The organism is Streptomyces sparsogenes subsp. cuspidosporus, from assembly GCF_039532705.1.
In the GTDB taxonomy this organism is placed as follows: Bacteria; Actinomycetota; Actinomycetes; order Streptomycetales; family Streptomycetaceae; genus Streptomyces; species Streptomyces sparsogenes.
In genome coordinates this window covers 36,239-54,183 of sequence record NZ_BAAASD010000053.1, presented here as the reverse complement: position 1 = coordinate 54,183, position 17,945 = coordinate 36,239, and the positions used below count along the sequence as shown (strand labels likewise).

Annotated in this window: 17 protein-coding genes; 9 read left to right on the top strand and 8 right to left on the bottom strand. The window is 72.0% G+C overall.

What is annotated here, in order from left to right; all coding sequences use genetic code 11:
• Positions 1–704: 704 nt before the first annotated feature.
• The 3 genes from ABFY07_RS37650 to ABFY07_RS37640 form a co-directional block, all read right to left on the bottom strand.
• Positions 705–830 carry a hypothetical protein gene (locus ABFY07_RS37650; protein ID WP_346178794.1) on the bottom strand — a complete coding sequence of 42 codons (126 nt, stop codon included), beginning with the start codon at positions 828–830 and terminating at the stop codon, positions 705–707.
• 306 nt (positions 831–1,136) lie between these two features.
• Positions 1,137–2,609 carry an LmeA family phospholipid-binding protein gene (locus tag ABFY07_RS37645; RefSeq protein WP_346178793.1) on the bottom strand — a complete coding sequence of 491 codons (1,473 nt, stop codon included), beginning with the start codon at positions 2,607–2,609 and terminating at the stop codon, positions 1,137–1,139.
• A 101-nt stretch (positions 2,610–2,710) separates the two neighbouring features.
• The gene (locus ABFY07_RS37640) at positions 2,711–4,039 is read right to left on the bottom strand and encodes an aminotransferase-like domain-containing protein (RefSeq protein ID WP_346178795.1); all 1,329 of its coding nucleotides are present in this window, start codon (positions 4,037–4,039) and stop codon (positions 2,711–2,713) included.
• Between the two features lie 324 nt (positions 4,040–4,363).
• Here ABFY07_RS37640 and ABFY07_RS37635 point away from each other — a divergent pair, with 324 nt between their 5' ends.
• The 3 genes from ABFY07_RS37635 to ABFY07_RS37625 all read left to right on the top strand — a co-directional run bounded on the left by ABFY07_RS37635 (position 4,364) and on the right by ABFY07_RS37625 (position 6,572).
• On the top strand, positions 4,364–5,182 hold the full coding sequence (locus tag ABFY07_RS37635; RefSeq protein WP_346178792.1) for an alpha/beta fold hydrolase: 819 nt from the start codon (positions 4,364–4,366) through the stop codon (positions 5,180–5,182).
• A gap of 5 nt (positions 5,183–5,187) precedes the next feature.
• A complete protein-coding gene (locus ABFY07_RS37630; protein WP_346178791.1) occupies positions 5,188–6,102 on the top strand; it encodes an SDR family oxidoreductase in 915 nt (304 codons plus the stop codon).
• A gap of 104 nt (positions 6,103–6,206) precedes the next feature.
• Entirely contained in the window at positions 6,207–6,572 is a 366-nt protein-coding gene (locus tag ABFY07_RS37625; RefSeq protein WP_346178790.1) for a hypothetical protein, read from the top strand.
• Between the two features lie 25 nt (positions 6,573–6,597).
• Here ABFY07_RS37625 and ABFY07_RS37620 read toward each other — a convergent pair whose 3' ends face one another.
• Positions 6,598–7,662 (bottom strand): helix-turn-helix transcriptional regulator, encoded by a 1,065-nt coding sequence (locus ABFY07_RS37620; protein WP_346178789.1) that lies wholly within the window; start codon positions 7,660–7,662, stop codon positions 6,598–6,600.
• Positions 7,663–7,835: 173 nt separating this feature from the next.
• Here ABFY07_RS37620 and ABFY07_RS37615 point away from each other — a divergent pair, with 173 nt between their 5' ends.
• Positions 7,836–8,432 carry a short chain dehydrogenase gene (locus ABFY07_RS37615; RefSeq protein WP_346178788.1) on the top strand — a complete coding sequence of 199 codons (597 nt, stop codon included), beginning with the start codon at positions 7,836–7,838 and terminating at the stop codon, positions 8,430–8,432.
• Positions 8,433–8,455: 23 nt separating this feature from the next.
• On the opposite strand, the gene ABFY07_RS37610 is transcribed toward ABFY07_RS37615, so the two are convergent.
• Positions 8,456–9,202, bottom strand: a complete 747-nt coding sequence (locus ABFY07_RS37610; RefSeq protein WP_346178787.1) for a TetR family transcriptional regulator — start codon at positions 9,200–9,202, stop codon at positions 8,456–8,458.
• 353 nt (positions 9,203–9,555) lie between these two features.
• Between ABFY07_RS37610 and ABFY07_RS37605 the strand changes: the two genes are divergently transcribed.
• The gene (locus ABFY07_RS37605) at positions 9,556–10,416 is read left to right on the top strand and encodes an alpha/beta hydrolase (protein WP_346178786.1); all 861 of its coding nucleotides are present in this window, start codon (positions 9,556–9,558) and stop codon (positions 10,414–10,416) included.
• Positions 10,413–11,366: a mycothiol conjugate amidase Mca gene (gene mca, locus ABFY07_RS37600; protein WP_346178785.1), complete on the top strand. Its 954-nt coding sequence runs from the start codon at positions 10,413–10,415 to the stop codon at positions 11,364–11,366. Before ABFY07_RS37605 ends, mca begins: the two co-directional genes overlap by 4 nt.
• A gap of 56 nt (positions 11,367–11,422) precedes the next feature.
• Here mca and ABFY07_RS37595 read toward each other — a convergent pair whose 3' ends face one another.
• A complete protein-coding gene (locus ABFY07_RS37595; protein WP_346178784.1) occupies positions 11,423–12,649 on the bottom strand; it encodes an HNH endonuclease signature motif containing protein in 1,227 nt (408 codons plus the stop codon).
• 523 nt (positions 12,650–13,172) lie between these two features.
• A complete protein-coding gene (locus ABFY07_RS37590) occupies positions 13,173–14,219 on the bottom strand; it encodes a helix-turn-helix transcriptional regulator (protein WP_346178783.1) in 1,047 nt (348 codons plus the stop codon).
• A 169-nt stretch (positions 14,220–14,388) separates the two neighbouring features.
• Between ABFY07_RS37590 and ABFY07_RS37585 the strand changes: the two genes are divergently transcribed.
• The 3 genes from ABFY07_RS37585 (at position 14,389) to ABFY07_RS37575 (ending at position 17,064) form a co-directional block, all read left to right on the top strand.
• A complete protein-coding gene (locus ABFY07_RS37585; RefSeq protein WP_346178782.1) occupies positions 14,389–14,811 on the top strand; it encodes a VOC family protein in 423 nt (140 codons plus the stop codon).
• Positions 14,812–14,918: 107 nt separating this feature from the next.
• Positions 14,919–15,950, top strand: coding sequence for an aldo/keto reductase (locus ABFY07_RS37580; protein WP_346178781.1), 1,032 nt, complete (start codon positions 14,919–14,921; stop codon positions 15,948–15,950).
• Positions 15,951–15,957: 7 nt separating this feature from the next.
• The gene (locus ABFY07_RS37575; RefSeq protein ID WP_346178780.1) at positions 15,958–17,064 is read left to right on the top strand and encodes a winged helix DNA-binding domain-containing protein; all 1,107 of its coding nucleotides are present in this window, start codon (positions 15,958–15,960) and stop codon (positions 17,062–17,064) included.
• A gap of 134 nt (positions 17,065–17,198) precedes the next feature.
• Here ABFY07_RS37575 and ABFY07_RS37570 read toward each other — a convergent pair whose 3' ends face one another.
• The gene (locus tag ABFY07_RS37570; protein ID WP_346178779.1) at positions 17,199–17,801 is read right to left on the bottom strand and encodes a cysteine hydrolase family protein; all 603 of its coding nucleotides are present in this window, start codon (positions 17,799–17,801) and stop codon (positions 17,199–17,201) included.
• Between the last annotated feature and the right edge of the window lie 144 nt (positions 17,802–17,945).

Genomic DNA, 17,945 nt, shown 5'->3' with positions numbered 1-17,945 from the left:
GGGTGGGGGCGGGTGCTTAGGCGGTGCTGGGCGTTCGGGTGGTGCTGGGCGCCTGGGTGGGGTTGGTTGTTCAGGCGGGGTTGGGCGTCCGGGTGGGGGCGGGTGCTTAGGCGGTGCTGGGCGTTCGGGTGGTGCTGGGCGCCTGGGTGGGGTTGGTTGTTCAGGCGGGGTTGGGCGTCCGGGTGGGGGCGGGTGCTTAGGCGGTGCTGGGTGTCCGGGCGGTGCTGGGTGTCCGGGCGGCGCTGGGCGTCTGGGTGGGGTTGGTCGTTCAGGTGGTGCTGGGTGTCCGGGCGGGGTTGGTCGTTCAGGTGGTGCTGGGCGCCTGGGTGGGGTTGGGAGTCCGGTGGCTGGTGGCGGCCGTACGGGCGGGGTCGCCCGGGGCGCCGGTGGCGGCCGCGACCGGCGCCGGGCCCGGCTCCCACCATCCGCAGCCGCATCGTCGGCCGTTCGTCGGGGCCGGGCGCGGTGGGGGCTGCGGAGGTCGCGGGGGCGGTGGGGGGCGTGGGTACTGGGGGCACTGTCGAGGTCATTGAGTTCTCCGCTCCTGGCGTCGGCCGGCCGCCGGGCCGCCCGTGCCGGGCCCGGACCTGACCGAGGCGGGCCCGGACCTGACCGAGGCAGGTCCGGACATGGCCGAGGCAGGTCCGGACATGGCCGAGGCGGGCCCGCGGCACAGTGCCGCGGGCCCGCCTCCGTGGTGTGGGTCAGCCACCGATCGGGCGACGGCGGGCGTGCTTCTTGTGCTTCTTCGGCGCCGGCTTCGGGTGCTGGTTCTTCCGCTCCTCGGGCTTGCGGGCGGGCTTGACCGGAACGACCTTGCGGATGCTCATGGAATTTCCTTTCGGCTTTTCCCTTTCGGTGTCTCGCCATTCGGCTTGACATGGAAGACATTAGGGGCGCTTTCCGTGAGTGGGATCGGAGGAGCCTGTGTGTTTGCCCAGGCTCGGATGAACGAATTCTCAGGCGGCTCTGGGAACCGCGGGCACCCCGGCTGCGTCCAGGCGCGTACCGGCACGTCAAAGGGGCCGGTGGCGCGTGCCGCCGGCCCCTCTCTATTGCTTGGCTTGCCTTCTCCGAAAGAAATCGGCGAGGAATTCGGCAAGAGGGGCCGAATTCGATGGAGTATCCGTACGGTCTCAGTCGTCCGCGCTGCGGGCGGTGCCCACGGCCAGCCCGGAGCCGGTCAGATCGGCCCGGATTCCGTCGCGCTCGACGGTGATGTTCCGCAGCCGCAGGCCCTTGACCTGCTTCGGCAGTTGGAAGGAGAACGCGACCCGCTCCGACAGGTCCTGGGCGCGCAGCCGCACCAGGGCCCGGGCCAGCACCGGGTCCACACCGACCCTCTCCAGCGTCTCGGGGCGGTCCGCGACCAGGTCCACGAGGTTGGCCCGCATCAGCTTCTCCTTGAAGCCCGGCCGCCCGGTGATCCGGCCCAGCCGCTTGTCGTCCCGCATCGCCGGCCCGGTGTCCTCCGGCGCGACGCCGAGCTGCCGCGCCACCGAAGGCACCGCGAGCAGCGCCCGCGCCTTGCTCTTGTCGTGGCTGATCTTCTCGGCGGCCTGGGGGTGCAGCCGCAGCCGGGCGGGCCGCCCGGGCCGATACGTGGCGATGCCGGGGACGTCGAGCCGCATGCCGCTGACGCTGGTGGAGACCCCGCGGTCGCCGTCCCGCCGGATGTGCGCCACGGCGTGTATGCGCACCACCCGTCCGGCCACCGGCAGCTCGCCGTCCGCGCGCACCGATTGGCGGTCCAGGGCCCGGAACTTCACCTGGGCGGGGGTGCCCAGTTCGCGGTCCAGATCGTCGAAGGCCAGCAGGACGTCCCCGTTCACCCGGGCCGCCCTGGCCCCGTCGACCGGCAGTGGCAGATCGCCGTCCAGGCGGATGTCCGTGGCCTCGGCCCGTACCTCGGCGAGCGTCACCCGGCCGGCCGGCGCGTCGGGGACGGTCACGTCCACCCCGTCCAGCCGCTTGCCCAGCAGTTGGGTGAGGAACGGGAACCCGTGGATGTGCACGTCGGGGGTCGCTGCCAGCCCGAGCTTGTCCCGCAGCGTCTGCTCCGCCCGCTTCTCGGCGTACATCGCGGCGCAGCGGTCCGCGACCACCAGCAGGGTGGCGCCCGCCAGAAGGCCGGCGACCAGCTTCGTGGTGAGCGGTACGCGGCCGAGCCGACCCCGCCCGCCGCGCCGCCCGGCCCGCTCCGGTTCCGGCTGCCGGCCCGACTCCTGCTCTGGCTGCTGCTCCGGCTCCTGCTGCGATTCCCGCTCTGGGGCCGGTTCCCGTTCCGGGGCCGGTTCCCGTTCTGGGGCCGGTTCCCGTTCCGGGGCCGGGTCCTGCTTTGAGTCCTGTTCTGGCTCCGAGTGCCGCTCCGGCTCCCCCTCCCGGTCCGGGTCCTGCTTCGACACCTGTTCCGGCTCCGAGTGCCGCTCCGGCTCCGACCCCTGCTCAGGCGTCTGCTCCGGCTCCTGCTCAGACCCGGACTCCGCATCCTGAGGGACCTCTCGCTCCGGGTCTTGCTCCGACTTCTGGTCCACCTCTCGTTCCGGGTCGCGGGCGCTGTGGGGGGAGTGGCCGAACAGGGGGGAGAACATGCGTGTGGGCGATCGCATCAGCCCATCTCAACACGCCCGCCCGGCTCATATGCAAGTCCGACCGGGGTCACGTGGCGAACGGCACGGCGCGCGGTGAGCGGTGTGCGCCGGGTCCGCCGTCAGTCCCACCCCGCGTCCTCCGGCGTGCCGCGCGCCAACTCCGCGAGCACGTCCAGGGCGTGGGCCAGGGCGTCGGTGGGCGGGGCGGAGAGGGCGAGCCGTACGGCGTTGGGCGCGTGGCCCGGGCCGATGGCGAACGCGCCGGCCGGTGTGACGGAGATGCCCCTGCGCGCGGCGGCGGCGACGAAGGTCTCGGCCCGCCAGGGTTCCGGCAGCTCCCACCAGCAGTGGTAGGCGGCCGGGTCCGCGCGCACCCGGAACCCCGCCAGCCGTTCGGCCGTGATCCGCTGCCGAACGGCCGCGTCCTGGCGCTTGGCCCGCTCGATCTCGTCGGCGGTGCCGTCGGACATCCACTGCGTCGCCGCCTCGAGGGCGAAGCGGGAGGCCAGCCATGCCCCCGAGCGGAGAGCGGTGGCGACCTTGGCCGTGAGCTCAGCGGGCGTGGCCAGGAAACCCAGCGTGAGGCCCGGGGCCAGCCGCTTCGACAGGCTGTCGATCACCATGGCGCGCCCGGGCGCGAGGGCGGCCAGGGGCGGCTGGTCGGGGCGCAGGAAGCCGTAGATGCCGTCCTCGATCGCGTACATGTCCCTCTGGTCCAGCAGCGCCGCGAGTTCGGCGCGCCGTGCGTCGGGGAGGGTGATGCCCAGCGGGTTGTGGAGCGTCGGCTGCAGATAGACGGCCCGCAGCGGGGGCGCGGCGGTGAGGGCGGCCGGGAGCAGCCCGTCGTCGTCCATCGCCAGCGGGACCAGCGTGACGCCGAGACGTGTCGCGATCCCTTTGACCAGCGGGTACGTGAGCGTCTCGACGCCGAGGCGCTCCCCCGGTGGTACGAGGGCGGCGATGGCGGCAGCGATCGCCTGTCTGCCGCTTCCGGCGAAGAGCAGGTGGCGCGGATCCGGCTCCCACCCGCTGCGGGCCAGCAGCGACGCGGCGGCCCGGCGGGCGGTCGGAGTGCCGGCCGCCGTCATCGGCCGCAGTGATGCGCCGAGTTGGTCGGGGCGCAGCAGGCGCTCCAGACCCTGTGCGAGGAGGGCCGGCTGCTCGGGCAGGACGGCGAAGTTCAGCTCCAGGTCGACCCGGGCGTCGCCGGGTTCGGCCAGCGCGGGCTCGGCGGCGGGCGGAGCGGCGCGTACGAAGGTGCCCCGGCCCACTTCGCCGACCGCCAGGCCGCGCCGGATCAGCTCCTGGTAGACCCGCGCGGCGGTGGAGGTGGCGATGCCGCGCCGGCGCGCGAAGCGGCGCTGCGGCGGAAGCTGCTCTCCCGGGCGGATGCGGCCGGCGGCGATGTCGGCCGCCAGGCCGTCGGCGATCACGCGGTAGTCATCCATCGCCCGGCCGTGCTCCCGCTCGTTCTCCACCCCGCGCCCCGTCCCGCGTTCCACCCCGCGTCCCGTCCTGCGTTCCGTCCCGCGTCCCGTCCCGCGTTCCACCCCGCGTTCCACCCCGCGTCCCGTCCTGCGTTCCGTCCCGCGTCCCGTCCCGCCCGTACTCTCCACCGAGCTCCCCATCGAGTCACTTCACATCCGTTCCCTATATTGCACCGAGAGCATTGTTTTTATTGCACTGAGGGATTGCAGCCCCATAGCCTCGAGACGTCAAGTCGCCGCCGCGTGACCAGCACGTATGACGGCGCGTCGAGAAAGGCCGAGCACATGAGCACGTGGTCTTCCGAAGGGATCACCCTCGGGTACGGGGACGAAGGCAGCGGTGATCCACTGGTCCTGGTCCACGGGCACCCGTTCGACCGGACGATGTGGCGTCCGCAGGTCGAGCACTTCAGCCGGGCCGGCTGGCGGGTGATCACCCCCGACCTCCGGGGCTACGGGGAGAGCACGGTCGTCCCCGGCAAGACGAAGCTGGAGGCGTTCGCCCGCGACATCGCCGGACTCCTCGACCACCTCGGCGTCGACCGCTTCATCCTCGGCGGCCTGTCCATGGGCGGGCAGATCGTCATGGAGTTCCACCGGCTCTTCCCGGGCCGCATCCGCGGTTTGCTGCTCGCCGACACCTTCGCCGCTGCGGAAACCGAGGAGGGCAGGACCTGGCGTTACGAGATGGCGGAGCGCCTGCTGCGGGAGGGGATGGCGGGCTACGCCGAGGAGGTGCTGCCCAAGATGGTGGCCCCGCACAACATCCAGGCGCTGCCCGCCGTCGCCGAGCACGTCCTGGCCATGATGTCCGGCACCTCCCCGGAGGGCGCGGCGGCCGCGCTGCGCGGCCGGGCCGAGCGGCCGGACTACACCGACATGCTCCGGGAGATCGCGGTGCCGACGCTGGTGGTGGTCGGCAGCGACGACGAGTTCACCCCAGTCGAGGACGCCCGCCTCATCCACGACCGCGTCCCCGACGCCACCCTGGCGATCATCGATGAGGCGGCGCACATGCCGAACCTGGAGCGTCCGGCCGAGTTCAACGCGGCCCTCGGCCGCTTCCTCGACTCCCTGGCCACCCCCGCCGCGGCCGGGCGGTGACCGGGATGACCACACCACCGGCCACACGACCGGGGACACCACTGGGGACACCACCGGCCCCACGACCGGCCACAGGAACCACGGGACCGGCCCCACGACCGGCCACAGGAACCACGGGACCGGCCACACGACCGGCCACAGGAACCACGGGACCGGCCCCACGACCGGCCACGGTATGGGTCACGGGCGCCAGCAGCGGCTTTGGCGCCGCGATCGTACGGCGCTTCGCGGCGGACGGCGCCCGTGTCATCGCCTCGGCCCGCCGGGCCGACCGGCTCGCCACCCTCGCGGTGGACCTGGGCGCCCACGTCCTCCCCCTCACCCTCGACGTACGCGACCAGGAAGCGGTCCGGCGCGCGGTCCGCGCCCTGCCAAAGGACTTCGCGGGCATCGACGTCCTGGTCAACAACGCCGGCCTCGCCAAGGGCCTCGGACCGGCCCACGAGGCCGACCCCGACGACTGGGAGCAGATGCTCGACACCAACTGCAAAGGGCTGCTCCACTGCACCCGAGCGGCCCTTCCGGGCATGGTCGCCCGCGGCCGGGGCCACGTGGTCAACCTCGGCTCGGTCGCCGGGAGCTACCCCTACCCGGGCGGCAACGTCTACGGCGCCACCAAGGCATTCGTCCACCAGTTCAGCCTCAACCTGCGCAGCGACCTGCACGGCACCGGGGTGCGCGTCACCTGCGTGGAGCCGGGGATGTGCGGGGGGACCGAGTTTTCCACCGTGCGGTTCCAGGGTGACCGGGAGAAGGCCGACGCCGTCTACGCCGGCATGCGACCCCTGAGCGCCGACGACATAGCCGAGTCGGTGCACTGGGCGACCTCGCAGCCGGCGCACGTCAACGTCAACACCATCGAACTGATGCCGGTCGCCCAGAGCTTCGCGGCGTTCCAGGTGCACCGCCACTCCGCCTGAGAGCTGCCCTCCCCGTGAGCCTCGTCCGTGACCCCCGACTGAGAGCTCCGCCCGTGAGCCCCACCCGAGAGCTCCGCCCGAGAAAGCGGCGTAGCGTGTGCCGCATGACCCGCTCGCGGAACACCCGGCGACTCGTCGTCGGCACCGACACCTACCTGTGGTCGGTGCGGCACGCCCACGACCGCGACGCGGACCGGGGGACCACCGCGGACTGCCGGGAGATCCTGTCTCTGAGGAAGGAAGGCGCCCGGGGCCGCCTCGGGATCGTCTTCCGCCAGGACCCGGACCCCCGCAGTCCCTCCAGCACGGTCGGCGACCACGAGCGCGGCTGGCTCAACCTCCACCAGCCGGGCGTGGTCCGCGCCTTCCTCGACGCGGCCCTCGCCCACGGCTGGGACCCCGACTCGGCCACGGGCCAGGAGACCGACGGCTGGACCCTCTTCCCCGACACCCAGGCCCGCCGCGCCTGACCGGCCGCCTCCCACTCGGACGGCCTTACGCAGCCTCAGGCGGACTCAAAGGCTCAGGCGGCCGGCCGCCGGCCCAGCGCCGGGCCCAGCTCGGTGGCGAGGAGGTGGAGGTGGAGGTGGTGGTGGCCGGGGCGGCGGCGGTGGCCGTGGCCGTAGTGGTGGCGGGGGTCGTGGTCGTGGCCGTAGTGGTGGCCGGGGCGGTGGCCGTGGCCGTGGTGGTGGCCGTGGCCGTGGTGGTGGCCGGGGCGGTCAGGTCGGCGAGGAGCCGCAGGGCCTCCTCGGACGGTGAGCCCGGCTCGGCGTTCATCACGGCCACCCGCTGCCCCTCGTCCGCCGGGAGCGTCAGCAACTCGCACATCAGCGTCATGGTGCCCACCAGCGGATGGCGGTAGGTGCGGGCGGCGGTGCCGCAGTCACCCACCGCGTGCGCGGCCCACAGCCTCGCGAACTCCTCGCTGCCGATGATTAGTTCGCCGATCAGGCCGGTCAGCGTGGGGTCGCCCGGGTATCGCCCGGTGAGCAGCCTGAGGTCGGCGACAGTGGACCGGGCCTTGCGGGGCCAGTCGGCGTACAGCTCCCGGGTGTGGGGATCGAGGAACATCAGGCGGGCGATGCTGGGGCGCCCGGCCGGGCGGTTCGGCGCGTCGAAGTCGAGGTGTCCGGCCAGCAGGGCGTGGGCCATCCGGTTCCACGCGAGGACATCGCAGAAGCGCCCCATGACCAGCGCTGGCACATCCCCGAACGACTCGATCATGACCCGCACCCCCGGCCGCACCCGCTCCGGCCTGGCGGCCCGGCGGCGGACCGGCGGCTTGGGCCGGGCCAGCGAGTAGAGATGGGCCCGCTCCGCCTCGTCCAGCCGCAGCACGCGTGCGACGGCGTCCAGCACGGCGTCCGACGCGTTGGGGCTCTGCCCCTGTTCGAGCCGGGTGTAGTAGCCGGCGCTCACCCCGGCGAGCTGCGCCAATTCCTCGCGCCGCAGCCCGGGCACGCGCCGCCGTCCCCCGTACGAGGGAAGCCCCGCGTCCTGGGGCCTCAGCCGCGCCCGCCGCGACCGCAGGAACTCTCCCAACTCCTCACGTGTCTCCACGCCCCCAGTCTCACCGACGCGCGCCCGCTGAGCCTGCACCTGTCAGGTGTAGCCACCGCGCGTACACCTCCGGCAGGGGGCTGGGTACGGTCCGCCGCCCGTCGCAGGCTGAGCGGCACAGGACCGGTGAAGCGGTGAAGCGGCACAGGATCAGTGAAACGGACGGACAGCCAGTGAAGATTCTTGTGATCGGCGCGACGGGGACCATCGGCGGTGCGGTGGCCGACGCGCTGGCGGAGCGCCACGACGTGGTGCGGGCGTCGCGCCGTGGCCCGGTGCGGGTGGACACGGCCGACACCGCGTCGATCGACGCCCTGTTCGCGGACCTCGGGGACGACCTGGACGCGGTGGTGTGCTGCGCCGCGAGCGGCGGCCTGACCCCGCTGGACAGCCCGTCGGACGAAACGTTCTGGAGCGGGCTCGACGGGAAGCTGATCGGGCAGGTGAACCTCGTACGGCGGGCGCTCACCCACGTACGGGACGGCGGATCAGTGACCCTCACCAGCGGACGGTTCACCGAGCCCGTCCCCGGCAGTTCGCTCGGCTACTTGGTCAACGCGGCCCTGGAGGCGTTCGTGTACGCGGCCGCCGCGGAAATGCCGCGCGGTCTGCGCCTGAACGCGGTCAGCCCCGGCTGGGTCCGCGAGACCCTCGTCGCCCTGGGCATGGACCCGTCGCCCGGTAGCCCGGTGGCGGAGGTCGCCCACGCGTACGTGGACGCGGTGGAGGGCGACGCCCGGGGACGGACGCTGACCGTGGGCCCGGTCTGAACGACCGGGCCACCGGATCGCGTTCACCGCACCGCGTAGTCGCCCAGGGACGCCTCCAGCAGGCCGAAGACCTGATGGGCCGAGCGGGTGACGGCGGTGGCGATCTCCTCGTTGGCCCGGCCCGCCCGTGTCAGATCCAGGACCTGCTGGAAGAGCGTGCGGTGGACGGCCGTGAGCAGGGCGGCCACGGCCCGGGGGGTGAGGTCGCCGGGGTCGGCCGCCGGGTCGGCCGCCGGCTCGTCCGTCCGCTCCGCCGCCGGCTCGTCTGTCCGCTCCACCGCCGGCTGGTCCGTCCGCTCCGCCGCCGGCTCGTCCGCCGGGCCGGCCGTGCTGTCGGCAACGAACGCGTCGGCGAGTACGTCGGCAAGGGCGTCCTCGCGCTGGTCGTGCAGTTCGCGCAGCCGGGCGGTCAGGGCGGGGCTGTCGGCGATCATCCGGGCGAACTCCGACCCGGTGAAGCCGATCGCGGGATCGTGCCGCTCGACCGCGGCCAGGTACTCGCGGCGCAGGGCGGCCAGCGCGGACTCGCCTTCCCGCCGGCCCGCGACGGTGTGGGCCAGGGCGGCGGTGAAGGGCTCGTGGTAGTCGAGGGCCAGGTCTTCCTTGCGCGGGAAGTAGTTGGTGACGGTCATCTTCGCCACCTGGGCGGCCGCCGCGATCTCGGCGATGGTCACCGCCTCGAAGCCGCGCTCCAGGAACAGCCGCGTCGCGGTGTCGGAGATCGCCTGGCGGGTCTGTTGCTTCTTCAGTTCACGAAGTCCTGCCGTCATGACCCCATCCTCGCATAGACCGGCCATAAAAAAGTGCTTGACCTAAATCTAGGTCAGACCTAAGTTTGTCTCCGGCAAACACGCAGGCAGCACAAACACGCAGACAGCACGAACACGCAGACAGACCAGAGACGCAGACAGACCAGACAGACCAGAGACGCAGACACGCAGTCGCCGACCGCGACCGCGACCGATCGAGAGGAGCCCGCTTGAACCTGCGCATCACGCCCCCGGCCCCGTCGCGCAAGAACCGTGACCGCTACGACTGGCCGATCCGTTATGTCCGCCCCCTCCCCAGGCCCGTGGCGCCCAGGCCGCCGCGCGGCAGGAAGGGCCGCTGAAGAGATCCGTCCATGAAGATTCCCGCCACACCCGAGGAGATCGCGGCCGTCATGGCGCGACTGCGACTGCGACTGCGGCTGCCGGACGAGGGCGCGCCGGATCTCCCCGGCGACGCCGGCCCCATGCCCGCGCTCCCGAGCGCGGGCATGGGATCCGGCCAGTGGGTGAACGCCTCCGGACGCCCGGCGACCGAAGCAGGGGTCCTGGTGTACGCCCACGGCGGCGGCTTCGCGCACACCGAGCCGCGGGCGGAGCGGCTCCTGGCCTCTCACCTGTCCCGGGCGACCGGCCGCCCGGTCTTCGCTGTCGACTACCGCCTCGCCCCCGCCCACCCCTACCCGGCCGCACTGCGGGACGTGCTGGCCGTCCATGAGAGCCTGCTCGCCCACGGCGTGCCCGACATCGTCCTGTTCGGCGAGTCGGCGGGCGGCACCCTCGTCCTGTCGGCCCTGCTGGCGCTCAAGACGGCCGGAAAACCGCTGCCCAGGGCGGTCGCGGTGTCCCCGCTGACCGACCTGACCCTCTCCGGCCCGTCGCTGGACGCCAATGACGGGCTGGACCTCATCAACCGGGCGGTGCTGGAGCGGGTCGCCCGCCAATACCTCGCCGGCGCGCCGCCTGACCGGGCGCCCCAGTCGCCCCTGCACGGCGATCCGTCCGGACTGCCGCCGCTGCTTCTCGCGGCCGGGTCGCGCGAAGTGCTGCTCGACGACGCCAAGCGCTTCGCCGAAGCGGCGCCCGACTGCGTCCTCGACATCTACGAAGGTATGCCGCACGCCTTCCACCTGGCCGTGCTCACCGGCCCGCCCCTTCCCACCACGACCACCTTCCTCCGCCGCCTGGCGGACTTCACCCACCGGAGGCCCATATGACCCTGCGCCTGATGAGCGTGCACGCCCACCCCGACGACGAGTCGAGCAAGGGCGCGGCCACCCTGGCCAAGTACGCGGCCGAGGGCGTGGAGGTGCTGGTGGTCACCTGCACCGGCGGGGAGCGCGGCGACGTGCTCAACCCCGCCATGGACCGGCCCGGCGTACGGGAGAACCTCGCGGAGATCCGGCGCGCCGAGATGGCCGAGGCCCGCCGGATCCTCGGCGTCCAGCAGCGTTTCCTGGGCTTCGTCGACTCCGGCCTGTTGGCCCCCGGCGAGCCGCCGCCCGACGGCTGCTTCGCGCTGTGGCCCCTGGAGGAGGCGGCCGGGCGGCTGGTGGCGCTCATCCGCGAGTTCCGCCCCCATGTCGTCGTCACCTACGACGAGACCGGCGGCTACCCCCACCCGGACCACATCAGGACCCACGAGGTGACTGTGGCCGCCTTCGACGCGGCCGGCCAGGCCGACCGCCACCCCGAGGCGGGCCCGCCCTGGCGGCCCCTCAAGCTCTACTACCAGGGCGGACTGTCGCGCGCGTGGTTCCAGACCCTCCACGACGCCATGACCGCGCGCGGGCTCGACTCGGCCATGGGGGCCGTGCTGGACGAACTGCCCGCCGAGCCCGCCGGGCTGGAGATCACCACGCGCGTCCCGTGCGCCGAGTACTTCGCGACCAGGGACCGCGCCCTGCTCGCCCACGCCACGCAGATCGACCCCCACGCCGGGTTCATGCTCCACGACCGCGACATCGAACGGCAGGTCTGGTCCACCGAGGACTACCACCTGGCCCGCTCCCACCTCCCGGTCACCCTTCCGGAAGACGACCTGTTCGCCGGCCTGCGCACCGGGCCGCAGACGCCGCAGGCCTCCGGGGCCGGCGCCGGTGCCGGTGCCGAGTCCGGGTCCGGGATGGCGGGCTCCACGGGGGCGGGCTCTACGGGAGCGTCCTGACCGCCGGACTCGGGGACTCCCGGCTGAGCTGATCACGGATCCTGCCGAATGGGCGGCTATTCGAGGTAGTTGTGGGGCGGGTTGGTGTAGGTGTGGCCGGTGGGTGCGGTCCAGGTGGTGACCCCCGTGTCGGGGTCCCGGGTCACTTGCCATCCGGGGTGGTGGGTCTTCATCAGGTGATGCCGTCGGCACAACGGGCCCAGGTTCTCCGGCACGGTCTGTCCACCGGCCGCCGGGTTGTCATGGTCGAACGGCTGGATGTGGTCGAGGTCGCAACGGTGGGCGGGCATCTGGCAGGTGGGGAAGGTGCACCGGCCGTCCCGGGCGAGCACATGCCGCTCCGTCTCCGCCGTCGGCTTGTACGTCGTCGGATCCGTCTTGACCAGCATCCCGGTCTTCGGCTCGATGATCAGGCGACGCCAGATCGTCCCCTCCGCGAACGCGATCTCCCTCGCCTGCCCCGCCGTGATCGGCCCGTACCCCTTCAACTGGGCGGGCCCCTCACTTTCTCCGATCAGCACATCCAGCGGCACGGTGACCTGCACGACAGCCGCCGACCGCCCACCCGAGGCCTGCTCAGTGCGGGTGCTGCCGGTGCTGGTGCTCGTGCCGGTGCCGGTGGTACCGACGGTGGCGGTGCGGTTGACGACCAGATCGAACAGGGCATCCACCCGCTTCTGCTCCAGGGTCCGCCCCTCATCCGGCAGCGTGGCCGCATGCGCGTCCACCGCCTGGTTCATGCGGGCGGCCTGCTCGGCAGGCAGAATCGCACCCCACATCGCCATGCCGTCGTCCTGCGGATAGTGGACCAACTGCCGCCCCCGCTTCCGCTTCCGATGCCGCTCCTCCGCCCCCTGCGGATCCGCCCGCACGATCTCCCGGGCCAACGCACGCCGGGTCTGCCCAGTCGCCAACCCCGGCATCTTCTGCGCCACAGCGGCTTCGACCTGGGCGGCCAGCAACGGATCCAACACAGCACAGGCCTCGGTGACAGCCACCGCCTGCATATACGAGATCTCCCCGCGCTCCAGCATGCCCAGCGTGGTCGGATAATGCCTGTCCAGCTCCCGGGCCACCTGAAGCCGCTTGGCCGCCGTCGTCCCCGACAGCTTCAGCGCACAGGCCACTTCCTCACACGCGAAGTTCCACTCACCCTCAATGCTCTCGTTCCACTTCCCCTCCGGCAACGCAGCCTGCGCATCGGCATCCAGAGCAGCGAGAAGGTGGACCTGCTGCGCCTGGATCCACGCCGCATGCCGCTCCAGCGCCTTCAGCGCGTCCACCCGGCCCGCGTGGGACAGCCTCTCCGGTTCCAACGTCTGTAGTACGAAAGCCGTCTGCGGCCCCGGCGCCGTCTGGGCCAGGTAGGCAGCCCACTCGTCCGGCGACCCCGGAACCGCAACCGAAGCCGAACCCACAGACGCAGCAGGACGCGGAGCTGCACCCGGCCCCGGAGCTGCACCTGCGCCCGGAACCGCGCCTGCGCCCGGAACTGCACCCGGGCCCGGAACTGCACTTGGCCCCGGATCCGCACCTGCGCCCGGAGCCGGACGAGCGGCCTCCGTGGCAGTGGTCGTAGCCGTGCCCCCCATGGCGATCACCCCCCAGTGATGCGCTCAGCACCCGCCTCCCCCGGCGGGCCCAACACCTCCATTCTCCCTCACTCTCCGTAATCCAACCAGGTCGCCGCCCCATCTCCATCCCATCGAGTGACAGTTCGGAACCCGGAACTCCACCCAACTCCGTACTGCTGCGACACAACCCAGACCCATAGCTGCGAGCATTGGCGGCCTGACGCGGCGTGCCTCAGCGCGAGGTATCGCTGTCCGGGTCCGGTGCCCCTCGGGTCGGGCCTGCGGCGTTGGCGTAGCGCGCGGCGAGTTCGGCGAACGCATCGGCCAGTTGTGGTGGACCGATGACCTGGATGTCGGTGTCGAAGCGGCCGATAGTGGCGGCAAGACCCGTCCACGACCAGGAACCGAGGGACAGGCGGCAGCGGTCGGGGCCGAGTTCCTCAACGACGCCGTCCTGCGCGAAGGGGGCCACAGCCCGCGCGGGGAGGTTGAGGATGACCTCGCCGCGGCAGGGCCAGTCGGCCGTAGAGCCGTCAGTTCCGCGGAACCGGCCGGTGACGAACGCGGCTACGCCGTCGCCGGGGAGATCGCGGGGAGTGAAGCGCGGGCCGGTCGGGGTGCGGGGGCGTATGCGGTCGGCGCGGAAGACGCGCCAGTCGGCACGGTCGAGGTCCCAGGCGATCAGGTACCAGTGGCCGCGCCAGGTGACGAGGTGGTGGGGCTGTGTCCGGCGGGGGTGCTCAGCAGGGCCGGTGGGGCCGGCGGGGTCGGCGGGGCGGGCGGGGCCGGTGGGATCGTGTCGGTAGTCGAAGCGCAGCTCCTCACGGGAGTGGATGACGCGGCTCACCTCCATGAGGAGCTGCGTGCCGACCGGGGAGGCGTTGCCGACCCCGGGCGATGTGACGGCGGTGATCTGCAACATGTCGACGCGCTGACGCAAACGGGACGGCATGACCTGGCGAATGGTGGACAGGGCCCGTGCGGCGTCCTCGCCGATCGCTGGGCTGGTGGCGGCTGACTGCAGGGCGAGGGCCAGGGCGACGGCTTGGTCGTCGTCGAACCGCAACGGGGGCAACGGCGAGCCGGTCCCCATGCGGTAGCCGCCGGAGGGCCCCTTGAAAGCGCGGATCGGGTAGCCCAGTTCCCGTAGGCGGTCGATGTCGCGGCGCACCGTGCGCGGGGTGACGTCGAGCCGCTCGGCGAGGTCGTCACCCGACCAGTTGCGAGGCGTCTGAAGCAGCGAGAGCAGCGCGAGCAGCCGCGAGGACGTCTTCTGCATGTTCGGCATTCTGTCCCCAGTACAGGACACAACCTGTCCGCTGCCCGTGGAATGGTGGGTTTCAAGATCCGCCAGAGAGGCCATAGCCCCTGGTCACGAGGTTGCCGTCGCAAGATTCCAGCGCTGTGGCGGCGCCCCACCCCGCCGAACTGCGAGCAAGGAGAAGGCGATGTCCGTCACCACCACCACCCACCTGAACTTCCAGGGCGACGCGCGGGCGGCGTTGGACTACTACCAGTCCGTCTTCGGCGGGCGCATCGCCGCCATCACGTACAAGGACATGGGCACCGTGCAGAACGAGAACGAGGCGGACTGGGTGGTGTGGGGCGAGGTGGCGGGCGACAACGGCTTCCACGTCATGGCGTACGACGTGCCCTCCCAGCTGCCCTGGGACCGGGGCAGCAACCCGTTCTTCGTCTCCGTGCGCGGCGATGACACGGACGAGATCGGCGCCCTGTGGCAGAAGCTGGCAGAGGGCTCGACGGTGGTGCGGCCCCTGGAACCGTCGCAGTGGGCACCGCTGTACGGCATGCTCACCGACCGCTTCGGCGTGACCTGGGTCCTGGACGTGGCGGTCCCGTACAACGGCTGAGCCTCGTACGTCGGCTGAGCCTCGTACGTCGGCTGATCCCGGTACATCGGCTGAGCCCCGTACGTCGGCTGATCCACCTCCGAACCGGAAAAAGGGCACAGGAAACCATGCGAATGCGACAGCTCGGGCGTACCGGGATCGAGGTCAGCGCCTACTGCCTGGGCACCATGATGTTCGGCAGGAACGGCAATCAGGACCACGACGAGTGCGCGCGCATGATTCACCGCGCGTTGGACGCGGGCATCAACTTCGTGGACACCGCCGATGTGTACGGCTACAGCGAGACCGAGGAGATCGTGGGCAAGGCCCTCAGGGGGCGGCGCGACGAGGTGGTGCTGGCCACCAAGTTCAATGGGCCGATGGGCGAGGGCCCCAACCGCAGCGGCAGCTCACGCCGCTGGATCATGACGGCGGTCGAGGGTTCGCTGCGGCGGCTGCGGACGGACCACCTCGACCTGTACCAGATCCACCACCCCGATCCGCACACGGACATCGAGGAGACGCTCTCCGCTCTCAGCGACCTGGTGCGTGCCGGGAAGGTCCGCGCGATCGGCTCCTCCAACCTGCCGGCCTCACAGATTGTCGAGGCCCAGTGGGTGTCCCAGCAGCGTGCCCTCCACCGGCTGCGCACCGAGCAGCCCACCTACTCCGTGCTCAACCGCGGCATCGAGCGCGAGATCCTGCCGACCTGCCGCCGTTACGGCATGGGCGTTCTCGTGTGGAGCCCCCTGGCCATGGGCCTGCTCACCGGCCGCTACCGCAAGGGCGCCGTGCCGCGGAACAACGCCCGGATGCGGTGGGTTCCCCAGCACCTCACCGACGAACGCAAGCTGGACGCCGTCGAACGGCTCCTGCCCGTCGCCGAGGAGACCGGCATGTCCCTCACCCACCTGGCCATGGCCTTCGCCACCAGCCACCCGGACATCACGTCCGCGATCGTCGGACCGCGCACCATGGAGCAACTGGACGATCTGCTGGCCGGCGCCACCCGCACGCTCGACGACGCGGTCCTGGACCGGATCGACGCGATCGTCCCGCCCGGCACCGACCTCGGCCCGCTGGACGTCTCCTATGTCCCGCCCTCCCTCACCCGATCCGTACTCCGCCGCCGCCCGATCGGCGAGCGTGCCGCGGCCTGAAAGACTCATGACCATCCTCAGCATGCGCGCTCTGAACCGCGCGACCCTGGCCCGTCAGCACCTGCTCGCGCGCACCACCGCTCCGGTCGAGGCGGCGGTGGCCCACCTGTGCGGCCTGCAGGCCCAGGAACCGCATGAACCCTTCACCGGCCTGTGGTCGAGGTTGCACGCCTTCGCGCCCGACCGACTCGATCAGGCACTGACGGATCGGCACGTCGTACGGACTCACCTGATGCGCCGCACTGTTCACCTGGTCACCGGCGACGACGCCCTCGCCTGGCGGGCCCGCCACGACACGATGCTGCGCCAGCGGGTGCTGGCCACCTACCGACGCGAACTCGCCGGCATCGACCCCGACGAAGTCGCGGCAGCCGGCCGAGCGGTGATGGCCGACCAGCAACCCCGCACCATGAGCGCCCTCGTCCAGGCACTCCAGGACCGCTGGCCCGGCCCGCCACGCCGCGCCCTGGGCGAACTCCTCGTCGCCGCGCTCATCCCGATGGCTCAGCTTCCCCCGCGCGGTCTGTGGCAGACGAAGGCCGGCGTGCGGAATCTGCCCCTGGCCACCTGGCTCGGACAAGACCCCGCGCCGCTGCCCGACGACGCGAGCGACCCGGTCGGACAGCAACTGGTGCGCCGCTACCTCGCCGCCTACGGGCCCGCCGCCACCGCGGACATCCGCGCCTGGAGCGGTCTGGCCGGTCTGCCCGCCGCGGTCAAGGCCATCCGGGACGAGCTGATCACCTTCCGTGACGAACGCGGCCGGGAACTCATCGACCTGCCCGACGCGCCACGCCCGTCCCCGGACACGCCCGCTCCCGTCCGGTTCCTCCCGGCCTTCGACAACGCGATCCTCGGCTACCGCGACCGCAGCCGCATCATCGACGACGCCCACCTCGGCCTGTCCGTCTCAGGTCAGCGTGCCGTGCTCGTGGACGGACGCGTCGCCGCCACGTGGACCGTGCGCGACCGGCAGATCAGCGTCACGCCCCTGCGGCCCCTTTCTCCTCAGGAACGGGAAGCTGTCGCAGAGGAGGCCCACAACCTGGCCACCTTCCTGGATCAGGGCATCGCCCGGGTGGAGATGACAGCCGTCCCCGACACCGTCGGCTGAGTGAAACCGCGGAACCGCGGACCCGCTCGCCGTGGGCGGACGGCTGGGGAGTACGGCCTCCATCAGCGCCGGGCGCGGCGGCCTCCGCGGCGGCCTCCGCGTCGGCGAAGGGTAACCGCGCCTGGCGGCCCCCTTCAGCCGGTCCGGAACAGGGTGCGCAGCTCGGCGGTGTCGATGAGGTGGGCCCGGGACGGGAAGACCTGGTGGAGCAGGACGTCGTGGACTTCGGCGTTGGGATCGGCCACGCCGTCGGAAAGGACGTAGAGCCGGTAGTCGCGGTCGGCCGCGTCGATGACGGTGGACAGGACGACGCCGCTGGTCGTGATGCCGGAGACGACCAGAGTGGTGATGCCGCGCTCGCGCAGCCGCTCGTCGAGGTCGGTGGTGGAGAGGGCGCCGTAACGGGTCTTGCGCACCACGATGTCGCCGTCCCGGGGGGCCAGGCGGTCGTGGAGGGCGGCGGCAGGGTCCTCGTGGTGCATGACACGGTGCTGGGCGACCGGGGCGAAGGACTTGTTGGTGTCCGGGATCGCGTCCCAGTCGGCCTCGGTGAAGCCGACGCGGACGTGGGCGATGGTGCCGCCGCCGGCGCGTACGTCGGCGATGGCCCCTTCCACGCGGCCGAGCAGGGCTTCGCGGTCGCCTTCGGGCAGACCGGCCAGGATGGCGGGCTGGAAGTCCATGACGAGAAGGGCGGTGTGCGCGGGGCCGAGGGCGGGGGCGGGGGTGGTGCTCACGCGAGTGTTCTCCTTGCTGTTTGTGGGGGCTGTTTGTGGGGGCTTTTCGCGGGTTTCAGGGGTTGGGGTTGTGGCTGCGCTTCTGTGCGGTGTCAGGTGTGGCTGCGGTTTTGCGGTGTCAGGTCCGGCTGCACTTTTGTGGAG

Coding starts and splice junctions, on each gene's coding strand:
- ABFY07_RS37575 (WP_346178780.1), top strand. CDS start 15,958: ATGACCATCCTCAGCATGCGCGCTCTGAACCGCGCGACCCTGGCCCGT.
- mca (WP_346178785.1), top strand. CDS start 10,413: ATGACCCTGCGCCTGATGAGCGTGCACGCCCACCCCGACGACGAGTCG.
- ABFY07_RS37625 (WP_346178790.1), top strand. CDS start 6,207: ATGACCCGCTCGCGGAACACCCGGCGACTCGTCGTCGGCACCGACACC.
- ABFY07_RS37635 (WP_346178792.1), top strand. CDS start 4,364: ATGAGCACGTGGTCTTCCGAAGGGATCACCCTCGGGTACGGGGACGAA.
- ABFY07_RS37650 (WP_346178794.1), bottom strand. CDS start 830: ATGAGCATCCGCAAGGTCGTTCCGGTCAAGCCCGCCCGCAAGCCCGAG.
- ABFY07_RS37580 (WP_346178781.1), top strand. CDS start 14,919: ATGCGAATGCGACAGCTCGGGCGTACCGGGATCGAGGTCAGCGCCTAC.
- ABFY07_RS37585 (WP_346178782.1), top strand. CDS start 14,389: ATGTCCGTCACCACCACCACCCACCTGAACTTCCAGGGCGACGCGCGG.
- ABFY07_RS37590 (WP_346178783.1), bottom strand. CDS start 14,219: ATGCAGAAGACGTCCTCGCGGCTGCTCGCGCTGCTCTCGCTGCTTCAG.
- ABFY07_RS37640 (WP_346178795.1), bottom strand. CDS start 4,039: ATGGATGACTACCGCGTGATCGCCGACGGCCTGGCGGCCGACATCGCC.
- ABFY07_RS37630 (WP_346178791.1), top strand. CDS start 5,188: ATGACCACACCACCGGCCACACGACCGGGGACACCACTGGGGACACCA.
- ABFY07_RS37645 (WP_346178793.1), bottom strand. CDS start 2,609: ATGCGATCGCCCACACGCATGTTCTCCCCCCTGTTCGGCCACTCCCCC.
- ABFY07_RS37605 (WP_346178786.1), top strand. CDS start 9,556: ATGAAGATTCCCGCCACACCCGAGGAGATCGCGGCCGTCATGGCGCGA.
- ABFY07_RS37610 (WP_346178787.1), bottom strand. CDS start 9,202: ATGACGGCAGGACTTCGTGAACTGAAGAAGCAACAGACCCGCCAGGCG.